Source organism: Acinetobacter sp. 1566109 (genome assembly GCF_000582255.1).
Classification (GTDB): Bacteria; Pseudomonadota; Gammaproteobacteria; order Pseudomonadales; family Moraxellaceae; genus Acinetobacter; species Acinetobacter nosocomialis.
On record NZ_JEYB01000020.1, the window covers coordinates 1 to 12,757 of the forward strand.

Consider the following 12,757-nt stretch of genomic DNA (forward strand, 5'->3'; position numbering starts at 1 on the left):
AACCACCCCACCAATCACAGCACCACGTGTGGTTAAACCTTTCCAGAACATTGAAAGAACAAGTACCGGGAAGTTCGCACAACAAGCTACAGAGAACGCTAAACCTACCATGAATGCTACGTTTTGCTTTTCAAACAAAATACCCAAGATCATGGCAAAAACTGCTAAACCAAGCGTCGCGATTTTTGACATACGAAGTTCAGAAGCTGGAGTCGTTTGACCCTTTTTAAATACGTTAGCGTATAAGTCGTGTGAAATTGCAGATGCACCTGAAAGTGTTAAACCAGCAACAACAGCAAGAATCGTTGCGAACGCTACTGCTGAAATGAAGCCCATGAACAAGTCACCGCCTAAAGCGTCGCTTAAATGCACAGCTGCCATGTTGTTACCGCCAACCAGCTCAAGCTTTCCTGTCATTGCCATTTTCGCAACATCAAGGAATTGCGGGTTGTTTGATACAAAAAGGATCGCACCGAAACCAATAATGAAAGTTAAAAGGTAGAAGTAACCAATAAAACCTGTTGCAACGACTACAGATTTACGTGCTTCTTTTGCGTCTTTTACAGTAAAGAAACGCATAAGAATGTGTGGAAGACCCGCTGTACCAAACATGAGTGCTAAACCAAGAGATAAAGCATCAATTGGGTTCGCGGCAAGTTTACCAGGACCCATAATTTTTGCAGCGTCGGCAAGGCTTATGTTATGGACTTTACTGAACACTTCAATAGATTGGGTAAACATATTGCTGAAACTGAAACCAACAGCTTTCATGACCATAAATGCCATAAAGGTTGCACCGCTCAGTAACATGACCGCTTTAATAATTTGTACCCATGTGGTTGCCAACATGCCACCAAAAATTACGTATGCCATCATCAATAGACCAACGATGACTACAGCAATGTTGTAGTTCAAACCAAATAGCAATTTAATCAGCTGACCTGCACCCACCATTTGCGCAATTAAATAAAATGCAACAACTACAAGTGAGCTAAAAGCAGCTAAAGTACGAACTGGTTTTTCTTCAAGACGGAATGACACGACATCGGAAAGGTTATATTTACCGAGGTTACGTAAACGCTCTGCTACCAAGAATAAAACGATTGGCCAACCGACCATGAACCCCAGAGAATAAAGTAAGCCATCAAAACCAGAGCTAAACACCATTGCAGAAATACCAAGGAATGACGCCGCTGACATAAAGTCACCCGCAATTGCCAAACCATTTTGGAAACCACTAATTCCGCCACCAGCCGTATAGAAATCTTGTGCTGATTGAGTTTGTTTTGCAGCCCATTTAGTAATGAACAATGTGAAACCAACAAAGATGACAAACATGATGATGGCATGCCAGTTGGTTGCTTGCTGCTCAGCTTCACCTAAATCCGGGCCTGCCATAGCAACAGTTGAATATAGCGATGCTGCCGCCAATAAGGCTTTCGCTTTTAATGAATTCCATTTCATATTAGTGTAATCCTTTCTCGTGCGTGATGGCCTCGACTTCCTTCAACGCTTCTTCACTCAACTGATCAAGGGTGTTATTCGCGATGTAGGAATACACGCCACAAAGTACGAAAGATAAAATGATAATTCCTATTCCAAGAGGAATCCCCCATGTCGTTACACCGCCACTAAATGAACTCATCAAAAATTCTTTGTTGTAGCCTACAAGTAGCATAAAGCCCACGTAGAGAATTAACATGATGATGGTGAGGGTCCAACTTAATGCACTTTTTGTCTTGACCATTTTTTGAAACTTTGGATTACGTAGAATCTGTTCCACTTGGCTTTGATCCATAACCAAACTCCTTACATAGTGCCCAACCTTGGTCACTTTTTTTTAATGTATTTTTTCATTATTAAAGTTAGCAAGATTACCTCTAAGTCGTAACTTAGACTTTGGTCGTTAAAATTTAATCAATTTATAGCTTTGTATCGGCATAGGTTATGATAGACACACGGTTTCACTTATGTAGGTCATATGAACAGCTGGCTGATTATTGGGGTGCTCACTCTTTATATTGCGCTTTTATTTGTCTGTGCTTTTTTTGGTGAGAAGCATGCCAGTCGTCTTGGCACACGTGGCCGCATGTTTTTATTTAGTTTAACTTTAGGTGTCTATTGCTCATCATGGACATTTTATGGGGCAACCGGTGCAGCCGTACGTGAAGGCGTTATCTTCTTGCCTATTTATTTAGGCCCACTGCTATTTGTCTGGTTTGGTTACGACATCTGGCGGCGTTTAGGTCGAGTACGCCAGCACCATGCGATTTCATCAATCGCTGACTTCGTCGCAGCGCGCTATGGTAAAAGTGGCGTACTCGCCTCTCTAGTCACTATTCTGGCGGTTATCGCGATTATCCCCTACCTTGCGTTACAGCTCCGTGCAATCGCTTTAAGTACCTCGGTCATTATGGAGCAAAGCTCGCATATTCATACGACGACCAACAGTGTGTTATTGCTCACCAGTGTGCTTGCGATTTTAGCCATGATTTTTGGTACACGGCAGATCGCAAATACGGAACAGCATGGCGGCCTCATGCTTGCAGTTGCATTTGAGTCATTTGTGAAGTTATTTGCCTTACTTTGCGTCGCTTTATTTTTTATTTTTGAATCACCAGCTAACCTCAGCCAAATGACCTCTGATGTAAACCAGACTTTTCAGGAGGTTCAGCTCTTTGGTGTACCTGAAACTTTCTGGATTCAAACTTTACTGGCAGGCTTAGCTATTATTTGTTTACCACGCCAGTTCCACGTGGCGGTGGTCGAGCTACGCGATGAAAAGCATATTCGCGGTGCCCGTAAATGGTTCGCGGTTTATCTCATTTTAACTATTTTAGCTATTATCCCAATCGCAAGCTGGGCTTTGCATGCCGCACCGAAATTCCTAACTGTACCCGATGTGGCTGTACTGTCACTGCCGTTAAGTTACAACCAAGAATGGCTCGCTTTACTAGCCTTTTTAGGTGGCTTTTCAGCCTCGACAGGTATGTTACTGGTTTCATCAGTTGCATTGTCTATCATGCTCAGTAACGACTTGATTATGCCTGCCTTATGGCGTTTTAAATTGCTGTCGCGTCATGATAAACATTTACCTAAAGTTCTGAAGTTCAGCCGTCGTATCAGTATTGTCGCAGTGATGCTACTTGGCTTTTTATTTTTCCATTTCTTTAATGATATTAACCAACTTTCAGTTTTTGGTTTATTGGCATTTAGTGCTGTAGCGCAGTTTGCTCCGGCACTGATTGGTGGTTTGTACTGGCGTGGCGGAAGCCGCCAAGGTGTCTATGCAGGTCTGATTGTTGGATTTTTAATGTGGAGTTATACCTTACTCTTTCCAACAATTTTGCGTAGCTTGCCTGAAGCCTATCAGGATGCTGCTCAAAGTATTTTGCTTTTTGGTCCTTTTGGCATTAATGCCTTACGTCCGGAATCTTTATTTGGTTTTGAGTCATTTGCACCTTTAACTCACGGTGTCATTTGGTCACTTGGTTTAAATATTGTTTTATATATCTGGATTTCAAAAATTTATCGACCAAGTGTGGCAGAACAAATTCAGGCAGAAAGCTTCTTCTACTATGAAACTAAGCCTTTACCATCACCGCACACATCTACTGATTTAACCTATCTTCCTCATGACGCGGCCCGTTTAAAAGTAGGTGATTTATTTGCCTTGGCAAAAAGAATTACAGGTGAGCAACCCACTACACAAGCGTTCGAGAACTTTTGTGAGCAAAACCATCTCACACTCAATCCCAATACAATTGCCAATGGTATGTGGTGGCGTTTTACCGAGCAATATCTGGCCGGTATTATCGGTGCTGCTTCTGCACGTACTTTGCTCACGACAGCCATGATTAATAATGGCCTTGCTTTGGGTCAAGTCGCTAATATTTTAGACCAAGCATCTCAGTGGCAACGTTTCAATCAAAATCTGCTTATGACCATGATTGACCACATGACCCAAGGGGTAAGTGTGGTCGATAAAAATATGTGTCTGGTCGCGTGGAACAACCAATATTTAAAACTATTTGGTTATCCAAAAGACCTTGTTTATGTCGGCTGCCCAATTGCCGACCTGATTCGTTATAACGCTGAACGCGGCGAATGTGGCCCCGGTTCAGTCGAAGAGCATGTACGCAAACGTCTTCACTGGATGAAAGTCGGCAGCGCCCACGAGTTTGAACGTATCCGTAAAGACGGCCGCGTTATTCAAATGCGAGGTAATCCAATTTCAGGCGGTGGTTTCGTCACGACATTTGCCGATATTACGGCCTTCCGTGCGAACGAAGCCGTACTTGAAGCTCGCGTAAAAGATCGGACTCAACAGCTTGCTGATGCCTTAACTGAACAACAGCTTGCACGTGAGCAAGCTGATATGGCCAATATGTCCAAGAGCCGATTTATTGCTGCGGCAAGTCACGATCTATTACAGCCTATGCACGCTGCTCGTCTGTTTAGTACTGTTCTTGAGCAAAGCATTTCGACTGAAGAAGACCGCCAAACCTTACAGCAACTTGACCGTGCACTCTATGGTGCAGAAAGTATGCTGTCTGCCCTACTCGATATTGCACGTTTGGAAGGCGGCACCATACAACCAAAAAGACAACCTTATCCATTGCATGATTTACTCAGTGACCTTGAGTTGCAGTTTAAATCGATCGCTGCTCAGCGGAATATTTCACTGAAAGTCCACGATGTATCTTTCTGGATCGATACTGACCCGCAGTGGATTCGTCGTATTATTCAAAACTTTGTTAGCAATGCCCTACGCTATACCGCCAAAGGTCGAGTAGTCGTAGGTGTACTTCGTTCTGCACAGCAATCTGGTCATATTCGAATTGGGGTTTGGGATACCGGACCTGGTATTGCTGAAGAACAACGGATTAAGCTATTCCAAGAGTTTGAACGTTGCGGGCATTTATCACCTTGGGGTGAACAAGGTTTAGGATTAGGTCTCGCCATCGTACAACGTATGACAGGTTTGCTAAATTACCCTGTTCATGTTTACTCGGAGTTGGGCAAAGGCTCATGCTTTATGATTGAAGTGCCTATTGTCGAGCCACCAAAAGTTGCAACTCCGACTGTACAAGCAGTGCCTTTAAAAACTAAAGCGTATCGTATTTTATGCTTAGATAATGATGAAACCATTTTAGAGGGTATGAGTAGTTTATTAGGCCGATGGGGTTATCAGGTGTTCAAAGCTACCGAACCTGAGCAAGCTCTAGACATTATTCAAAAAGAGAATATTCAGGTTTGGCTCATTGACCAGCATTTAAATAACAATCAGCTTGGTGTTGATTTTATTAATCAAAATCGTCAAGAAGATGTTCCCGTTGCCTTAATTACAGCGGACTCCCACCCCGAGTTACCACAGCAATTAAAAGAACTAAATATAGTTCTACTTAAAAAACCACTAAAACCGGCCTCATTAAGAGCTTGGTTATCTGGTCTTAAAATTGCTAGTACAACAGACTAATCATTTATCGCTTCCCAACCTTTGATAAGTTTGGGAAGCGATTCTTGGCAAAAATGTTTAGCTAAATTTAAGCCAATAGGCAGAACTGCTCAAAATGTCTACTTTTACTCAATAAATTATTGACCAAAATTTCCAAAGACTCTTTTTCTATGGCAAAGCTCACCTTTTTTGTAAGTGAACACTTGTACACTTGGTTACAATTTAATAAGTCATTGTTTTTATAACTATTTATTTGATAAAAATCACTATATACGACTTTAGTCTTATTCTACTTGCATTCTGCATGACACATAAATATTCAAAACGCATTTTATTCGTCTGACGATTTATTTGAACTTATTTTGCCTGATCGCACCCCTGCTCATGAATTAACGCAAAGGACCACTGCCATGAATATTTCTGATAACAGCCCGCAAGGCCAACTTTCTTCTCAACAGTTTTATCGCCAATACAGTGCCAATGCCTTACTTCCAGAGTTAGATTGGCAAAGTATTTTTCCGCACAGCAAGCTGAGCGAAGCACATATCAAAGCTCTTAATACAATTTATCAGTGTGCTGTGCCCCTCGCACTTAATGTGTTTCATGATTTAAATTTTGATGTATTTGCACCTGCTGCTTATCATCCGCAAGGTTTGGGCTTATTTGACAAGTTAGCGCAACAAGAAGAGAACTTCTTAAAAGTCCTCACTGCTGAAAGTGAAAATCTTGATCATGACACACGCCATCAAATCTGGAGCATGTTACTCCGCGGTGGTGCTGTTCTGGTTTTCAAGGCTTGGCTTGGCCATGTCAAACTTGGCGAAAACCAGTTAGATATGACTCAGTTTGATGAACTTTCTGACTTGCTCTTTATTAAGATACCTCCACATCAACTTGCTGAGCGTTTGCATGTAGATGAAAAAGCAAAACTTGACCATATCTTCTTAATGTATGGCAATGATATTTTCCTTGATCGATTCAATAGCCTAGAAACCGCAGCACTTTTTGTTGATTTAGGTGTTTATGATGCAGCTTTCTTAAGCTTGCGTGATGACCGTGTAGCTGAATATTTAAAAAGTAAAGGCTACGTAACTCAAGAACAAATTGATGATTTGCAATGTGCTCTTAACCCACTGTACTGCGACAGCCTAACACCTAAGCAAGATTGCCTTGCTTAAGTGGAACATATAAAAAAGACCTCCATTGAGGTCTTTTTTATTTTAGATTTTTTTATCTTCAATATTTAATGCGCTGATTGCCAATACAGCCTGTGTACGATTTTGTACGCCTAGTTTTCTAAAAATAGCGGTTACGTGCGCTTTAATGGTGGCTTCTGAAACATCAAGCTCATAAGCGATCTGTTTATTCAACAAACCTTCCGCAACCATCATCAAAACACGGAATTGTTGAGGCGTTAACGACTGAATACGTTCAGCCAAAGCAGTTTCATCTGCCGCACGCGGGTCAAGATTAATATTTGATGGAAGGTTTGGTGGTAACCAAATTTCGCCATCTAGAACTTGACGAATCGCTTCACCAATATGACTTGGATGAGCCGATTTAGGAATATAACCCATTGCACCATGTGCAATCGCACGTTGGATAATTGACGCTTCTTCGTGTGCAGAAACCACAATAATTGGAATAGAGGGATATTGTGCTCTTACATAGACCAGAGCAGAAAAGCCTGAAGCACCTGGTAAGTTTAAATCAAGTAATACCAGATCAGGTTCTGCCCCATTTTCCAAACGCTCATAAAACTCATCAACCGAAGCTGTTTCATGAATTTGTGCCTGTGGCAGGCTATAACGTACTGCTTGAATCAAAGCATGACGAAACAAAGGATGATCATCAACGATTAAAATATTCATAAGCGATTAAAGTAATCTTGAGCATAAGTATGGCCTATTGTAACCCTACTATTTAGATGAAAGATATGCTCATCTTATCCATTTTTATGCAAAATGTTGTTAAATACAGACCTTTGCTTCGTTTTTCCGTTGTTTTTTACCTTTTAATCAAAATTAATCTATTTTTTATATAAGCTTCATTTTTATTCTAAAAAAGATATCACCAATAATTATATAAAATAAAAACAATTGCTTAACTTACTATTAAATTATAAAAATCAACTTTTCGGGTTTTATATTTAAAACTGATAAGGTTGACCAATTTCGTTATTTTACAGTTTGCCGTCATTGTTGATTAATAAGTCCAATGTTGTTTTTTAGGCTTAGGAACCAAATCATGACTGGTATCGCATCATCAAAACCTTTAAATATTGTTGCTGTTTCTGGTGGCTTAAATACCCCATCTAAAACCGAAAGTCTGGTTCAGGCCATTCTTGATGAGTTATCTGAAGCAATTGATATTCAAGTTCACTTTATTAAATTAAGTGAAATCGGACCATTATTAGGCGGTGCATTTTATCGAAATCAACTTCCGCAACGTGTACAAGATGACCTTGCAGCAGTTGAAGCAGCAGATGCCTTGATTGTGGGTACACCTGTCTACCGTGCCTCTTTTACCGGTCTTTTCAAACACTTCTTTGACTTCGTTGAACAAACTGCATTAGTCGATGTACCTGTACTTTTAGCTGCGTCAGGTGGTAGTGATCGCCATGCTCTGGTACTCGAACACCAACTTCGTCCATTGTTCAGCTTCTTCCAAGCACAAACTTTACCAATTGGCGTATACGCAACAGATCGCGACTTTACTCCTGAATATACAGTGAAAAGTGAGCAACTAGCTGACCGTATTACATTGGCCGTAGCACGTGCATTGCCAATTCTAGAATGGGCGCCAGCAAAAGGTAAACGTGCTGAGGTGGTTAAACCTAAATCTCAGCAAGCGAATCAAGAGCTTGGTATTAACAAGCAAATTGAGCAAGAAGAAGTATTACCTTCGGCAGCTGTACCAAACCTTGATGCAGCAGAATCTCGTTTGCATCACAAGTCCAGTAAATCATTAACGCATGTTGCCTAAGCGCAATATAGCTAAATAAAAATAACGAATGGGGAGAGAGCACCATGACGCAATTACAACAACCAATTAAATTTGCTTATTGGGTACCAAACGTAAGCGGTGGCCTTGTAGTGAGTAACATCGAACAGCGTACAGACTGGAGTTATGACTACAATGTTCGTCTTGCACAGGCTGCCGAAAACAATGGTTTTGAATATGCGCTCACTCAAATTCGTTTTACGGCGGGCTATGGGGCAGAAAACCAGTATGAGTCTGTGAGTTTCAGTCATGCATTACTTGCAAAAACTGAGAAACTTAAAGTGATTGCGGCGATTCTGCCCGGCCCTTGGAAACCGGCACTTGCAGCTAAACAGCTCACGACAATTGATTATCTAACTGAAGGCCGTATTGCGATTAATGTTGTGAGTGGCTGGTTCAGAGGCGAGTTTGATGCGATTGGTGAAGAGTGGCCTGAGCATGATGAGCGTTATGTTCGCTCTGAAGAGTTTATTCGCACGCTAAAAGGAATCTGGACCACAGATAACTATAGTTTCGATGGTAAGTATTACCAATTCCAGAACTACACACTTAAGCCAAAACCTCTGCAAAAACCACATATTGAAGTCTTTCAGGGCGGCAGTTCACGTGCAGCAAGAGATATGGCGTCTCGTGTATCCGACTGGTATTTCACCAATGGTAATACTGTAGAAGAAATTCAAAAACAAGTCGAACATATTCGCACCAAAGCAAAAGCCAATAATCACCATGTCAAAATTGGGGTAAATGCGTTCATTATTGCCAGAGATACCGAAGAAGAAGCTAAAGCAGTACTTCAAGAAATTATTGATAAAGCCAATACTGAAGCAGTCAATGCATTTGGCGATGCAACTCGTGAAGCGGGTGCGGCTTCACCAGAACAAGAAGGCAACTGGGCAAAATCAACTTTTGAAGATTTAGTTCAATATAACGATGGCTTTAAAACCAATTTAATTGGTACACCTCAGCAAATTGCAGAGCGTATTGTGGCGCTTAAAAATGTAGGTGTCGATTTGGTTCTTTCCGGTTTCTTACACTTTATTGAAGAGGTGCAATATTTCGGAGAAAAAGTTCTGCCGCTCGTTCGTCAGTTAGAACTTCAACAGGAAAAGGAGGTAGAAATCCCAGCTAAATCAGCCTAAAAAACTCCAGTTAAATAGCGCAAGATAATAAAAACAACAAATTAAAATAAAGTTTTATTGGCTCCAAGACTCGGCTTGGAGCTTTTATTTTTTAAGATTTCTCAACTTCTCGAACAACAGTTTCAACTGAATAGCGGCACCATTTTGAAAGAACCTCAATAAATTCATTTAATGCTGCAGGTTCAAAATGACTCACAATCATATAACAGGCATTACCCATAACCTTAAAGCATTCATCAATCTGTTCGTATTGCTTGACCAAATTTTCAATTTCTTCAAAAGCGCGTTGTTCATTTAAATGCAAATGAATAAATTGTTTATGTAGGTATTGCACAGCAATGGTGTAGTTTTTGATAACTCCTGCATCCATCAACTGGGCTATTCGAGCACCTACGGCCTGCCCCGTTCGATGGACACGCTGACCAATTTCTTTATTTGTTAAACGGGAATCTTGCTTGAGTAATGCAATAATTTTTAGATCAATCGGGTCTAATTCAATATTCATTTTTCATGGCGAAAGAAAACTTGCGATAATGCTTTCATTTGACTATAGCCGATTTTTCAAGCAGAGAATAATCTTGTTTTATCTCATATCAACAAGAGTGTTCTCATGAAACAAGCACTGTTAGTTATCGATGTACAAAATGATTATTTTAAAAATGGCAAAATGGAATTGGTTGGTCCAGATCAAGCGCTCGATAAAATAAAACAGCTCGAGCAATATTTTATCGAAAAAGATTTACCGATTATTTATGTGCAACATATTAACCCGCCACAAGCCAGTTTTTTTCAAGAAAATACAGATGGGGTTTTACTTCATCCCGAACTGCATGTTCATAATGATTCATTGGTTGTAACTAAGCATTATCCCAATAGTTTTTTAGAAACTAATTTAGAAGAACTTTTAAAAGCACACCAAATTGATCAACTCGTGATTACAGGCATGATGACACATATGTGTATTGATTCAGGGACACGTGCAGCCAAAGAGCTTGGCTATCAACCTATCTTAATTGCAGATGCCACCGCAACACGTGATTTAAGCTATGCTGGAAAAACCGTAAAAGCTGAAGACGTGCAAATAGCTTTTTTAACTGCGCTTAGTACATTTGCAAATGTACAAAATACGACTGACTTTTTAGCAAGCTCTTAATGGCGCTTAATAAAAAAGCCCCCTTAGGGGCTTTTTTAGAGATTATTTTTGTCTATCGGGATAAACCGTGGCAATTAACTGCTCTACTACAGCAGGTTCAGCTAAGGTTGAGGTATCGCCCAAACTATCAAGCTCGTTTGCCGCAATCTTTCTTAAAATACGGCGCATGATTTTGCCAGAGCGCGTTTTAGGTAATGCTGGTGCCCAATGCAATGCATCTGGTGAAGCTACTGGCCCGAGTACTTTACGTACCCAGTTAATTAACTCTTTACGCAGCTCTTCCGATTCTGGAACACCCGCCTGTAAGGTCACGAAAGTACAAATACCTTGTCCTTTAATATCATGCGGCATACCCACCACGGCTGCTTCTGCTACTGATTCATGCGAAACAAGAGCACTTTCAATTTCAGCCGTACCTAGACGGTGGCCTGAAACGTTTAAGACATCGTCAACACGACCTGTAATCCAGTAATAACCATCTTCATCACGGCGGGCGCCATCACCTGTAAAATAAGTATTTTTGAAGGTTGAGAAATACGCTTCAATAAAGCGATCTGGGTCACCCCAAATGGTACGCATCTGACCTGGCCATGAATCTTTAATCACAAGGTTACCTTCAGCTGCACCTTCTAACTCATTACCTTCACCATCTACAATGGCCGGTTGAATACCAAATAAAGGACGCGTTGCTGAACCTGGTTTTAAAGCTGTTGCACCCGGTAATGGCGCAATCAAAATACCACCTGTCTCAGTTTGCCACCATGTATCAACAATCGGGCAACGGCCTTCGCCGACAACATTGTAGTACCAGTTCCAAGCCTCTGGGTTAATAGGTTCACCAACCGAACCAAGTAAACGTAAACTGCTACGATTACTTTCACGTACATACGAATCGCCTTCTCGCATCATGGCACGAATCGCGGTTGGCGCTGTATAGAGAATAGAGACTTTATGTTTATCGACTACATGACCAAGACGTGCCCATGTTGGATATTGAGGTACACCTTCAAACATTAAGGTCGTCGTACCATTTGCCAGTGGACCATAAATCAGATAACTATGCCCTGTAATCCAGCCAATATCGGCTGTACACCAATACACATCATCTTGTTTTAAATCGAAGACTTCTTTAAAAGTACTGGTTACATAAACCAGATAACCGCCTGTGGTATGCAACACCCCTTTCGGTTTACCTGTTGAGCCTGAGGTATAAAGAATAAATAAAGGGTCTTCTGCCTTCATTGGTTCTGGAGGACAGTCAGCATCCACCTCCATAATAATAAGGTGATACCACAAATCACGGCCTGACTTCATTTCGATTGGGTTTGCATTACGGTAAACCACAATCACATTTTCAACACATTCGGTACCCGGCAATGCTAAAGCCAAATCGACATTTTCTTTAAGTGGTAACAACTTACCGGCACGTAGGCTTGAGTCTGCGGTAATTACAAGTTTAGCTTGGCTGTCTTCAATACGGCTTGCCAACGAGTCTGGCGAAAAACCACCAAATACCACGCAGTGCACCGCACCAATACGGGCACAGGCCAACATGGCAATTGCAGCCTCAGTCACCATTGGCATATACAGTACAACGCGGTCACCTTTACCAATGCCATATTTCTTCAAAACGTTAGCAAAGCGGCAGACTTCATCGTGTAATTCTTTATAAGAAACGATTTTATGACGAGAAGGATGGTCACCTTCCCAAATAATGGCAGGTTTATGTGGATGTTCTTTAAGATGCCTGTCCAAGCAGTTTGCTGACACGTTCAACTCACCATCAGCAAACCACTCAATTTTGAAATTGTCTTTGTCAAAACTGGTATTTTTAACTTGGGTAAATGGCTTTATCCAATCGACAATTTTAGCTTGCTCTGCCCAGAATTCATCTGGGTTCTCGATAGAGTGTTGATAACGTTTAAAGTAGTCTGCTTCAACAGTACGAGCTGTTTTTTTAAATTCCTCTGGTACTGGATAGATCTCATTCATACGCAACTTCCT

10 protein-coding genes are annotated in these 12,757 nt (G+C 41.1%); 5 read left to right on the forward strand and 5 right to left on the reverse strand.

From position 1 onward, the window contains the following. Together actP and J582_RS14405 are read right to left on the reverse strand one after the other, a co-directional pair. Positions 1–1,464 (reverse strand): cation/acetate symporter ActP (gene actP / locus J582_RS14400; protein WP_050674839.1); only part of this gene is annotated, 1,464 nt, incomplete at its 3' end. A 1-nt stretch (position 1,465) separates the two neighbouring features. Next, positions 1,466–1,798: a DUF485 domain-containing protein gene (locus J582_RS14405; RefSeq protein ID WP_002053967.1), complete on the reverse strand. Its 333-nt coding sequence runs from the start codon at positions 1,796–1,798 to the stop codon at positions 1,466–1,468. Positions 1,799–1,981: 183 nt separating this feature from the next. Between J582_RS14405 and J582_RS14410 the strand changes: the two genes are divergently transcribed. Together J582_RS14410 and J582_RS14415 are read left to right on the forward strand one after the other, a co-directional pair. Continuing rightward, the gene (locus J582_RS14410) at positions 1,982–5,479 is read left to right on the forward strand and encodes a PAS domain-containing hybrid sensor histidine kinase/response regulator (protein WP_004884881.1); all 3,498 of its coding nucleotides are present in this window, start codon (positions 1,982–1,984) and stop codon (positions 5,477–5,479) included. Between the two features lie 389 nt (positions 5,480–5,868). Then, a complete protein-coding gene (locus tag J582_RS14415; protein WP_031982260.1) occupies positions 5,869–6,636 on the forward strand; it encodes a hypothetical protein in 768 nt (255 codons plus the stop codon). A gap of 42 nt (positions 6,637–6,678) precedes the next feature. On the opposite strand, the gene J582_RS14420 is transcribed toward J582_RS14415, so the two are convergent. Then, complete coding sequence (locus tag J582_RS14420; RefSeq protein ID WP_001023261.1) at positions 6,679–7,329, reverse strand: response regulator; 651 nt, start codon at positions 7,327–7,329, stop codon at positions 6,679–6,681. A 376-nt stretch (positions 7,330–7,705) separates the two neighbouring features. Between J582_RS14420 and msuE the strand changes: the two genes are divergently transcribed. Continuing rightward, a complete protein-coding gene (gene msuE, locus J582_RS14425) occupies positions 7,706–8,443 on the forward strand; it encodes an FMN reductase (RefSeq protein ID WP_031982262.1) in 738 nt (245 codons plus the stop codon). A gap of 44 nt (positions 8,444–8,487) precedes the next feature. Further along, a complete protein-coding gene (gene sfnG / locus J582_RS14430) occupies positions 8,488–9,600 on the forward strand; it encodes a dimethylsulfone monooxygenase SfnG (RefSeq protein ID WP_032048145.1) in 1,113 nt (370 codons plus the stop codon). Positions 9,601–9,691: 91 nt separating this feature from the next. Here sfnG and J582_RS14435 read toward each other — a convergent pair whose 3' ends face one another. Next, positions 9,692–10,105 (reverse strand): Lrp/AsnC family transcriptional regulator, encoded by a 414-nt coding sequence (locus J582_RS14435; RefSeq protein ID WP_001019411.1) that lies wholly within the window; start codon positions 10,103–10,105, stop codon positions 9,692–9,694. A 105-nt stretch (positions 10,106–10,210) separates the two neighbouring features. Here J582_RS14435 and J582_RS14440 point away from each other — a divergent pair, with 105 nt between their 5' ends. Beyond that, positions 10,211–10,753, forward strand: coding sequence for a cysteine hydrolase family protein (locus tag J582_RS14440; protein WP_004711510.1), 543 nt, complete (start codon positions 10,211–10,213; stop codon positions 10,751–10,753). Between the two features lie 42 nt (positions 10,754–10,795). Here the strand turns inward: J582_RS14440 and acs are convergent, their stop codons facing one another. Beyond that, positions 10,796–12,745, reverse strand: a complete 1,950-nt coding sequence (acs, locus tag J582_RS14445; RefSeq protein WP_032048146.1) for an acetate--CoA ligase — start codon at positions 12,743–12,745, stop codon at positions 10,796–10,798. Positions 12,746–12,757 lie beyond the last annotated feature (12 nt).

Bases quoted from the DNA above. Each gene is read 5' to 3' on its own strand.
- msuE (WP_031982262.1), top strand. From the start codon at position 7,706: ATGACTGGTATCGCATCATCAAAACCTTTAAATATTGTTGCTGTTTCT.
- J582_RS14440 (WP_004711510.1), top strand. From the start codon at position 10,211: ATGAAACAAGCACTGTTAGTTATCGATGTACAAAATGATTATTTTAAA.
- J582_RS14415 (WP_031982260.1), top strand. From the start codon at position 5,869: ATGAATATTTCTGATAACAGCCCGCAAGGCCAACTTTCTTCTCAACAG.
- sfnG (WP_032048145.1), top strand. From the start codon at position 8,488: ATGACGCAATTACAACAACCAATTAAATTTGCTTATTGGGTACCAAAC.
- J582_RS14410 (WP_004884881.1), top strand. From the start codon at position 1,982: ATGAACAGCTGGCTGATTATTGGGGTGCTCACTCTTTATATTGCGCTT.
- acs (WP_032048146.1), bottom strand. From the start codon at position 12,745: ATGAATGAGATCTATCCAGTACCAGAGGAATTTAAAAAAACAGCTCGT.
- J582_RS14405 (WP_002053967.1), bottom strand. From the start codon at position 1,798: ATGGATCAAAGCCAAGTGGAACAGATTCTACGTAATCCAAAGTTTCAA.
- J582_RS14435 (WP_001019411.1), bottom strand. From the start codon at position 10,105: ATGAATATTGAATTAGACCCGATTGATCTAAAAATTATTGCATTACTC.
- J582_RS14420 (WP_001023261.1), bottom strand. From the start codon at position 7,329: ATGAATATTTTAATCGTTGATGATCATCCTTTGTTTCGTCATGCTTTG.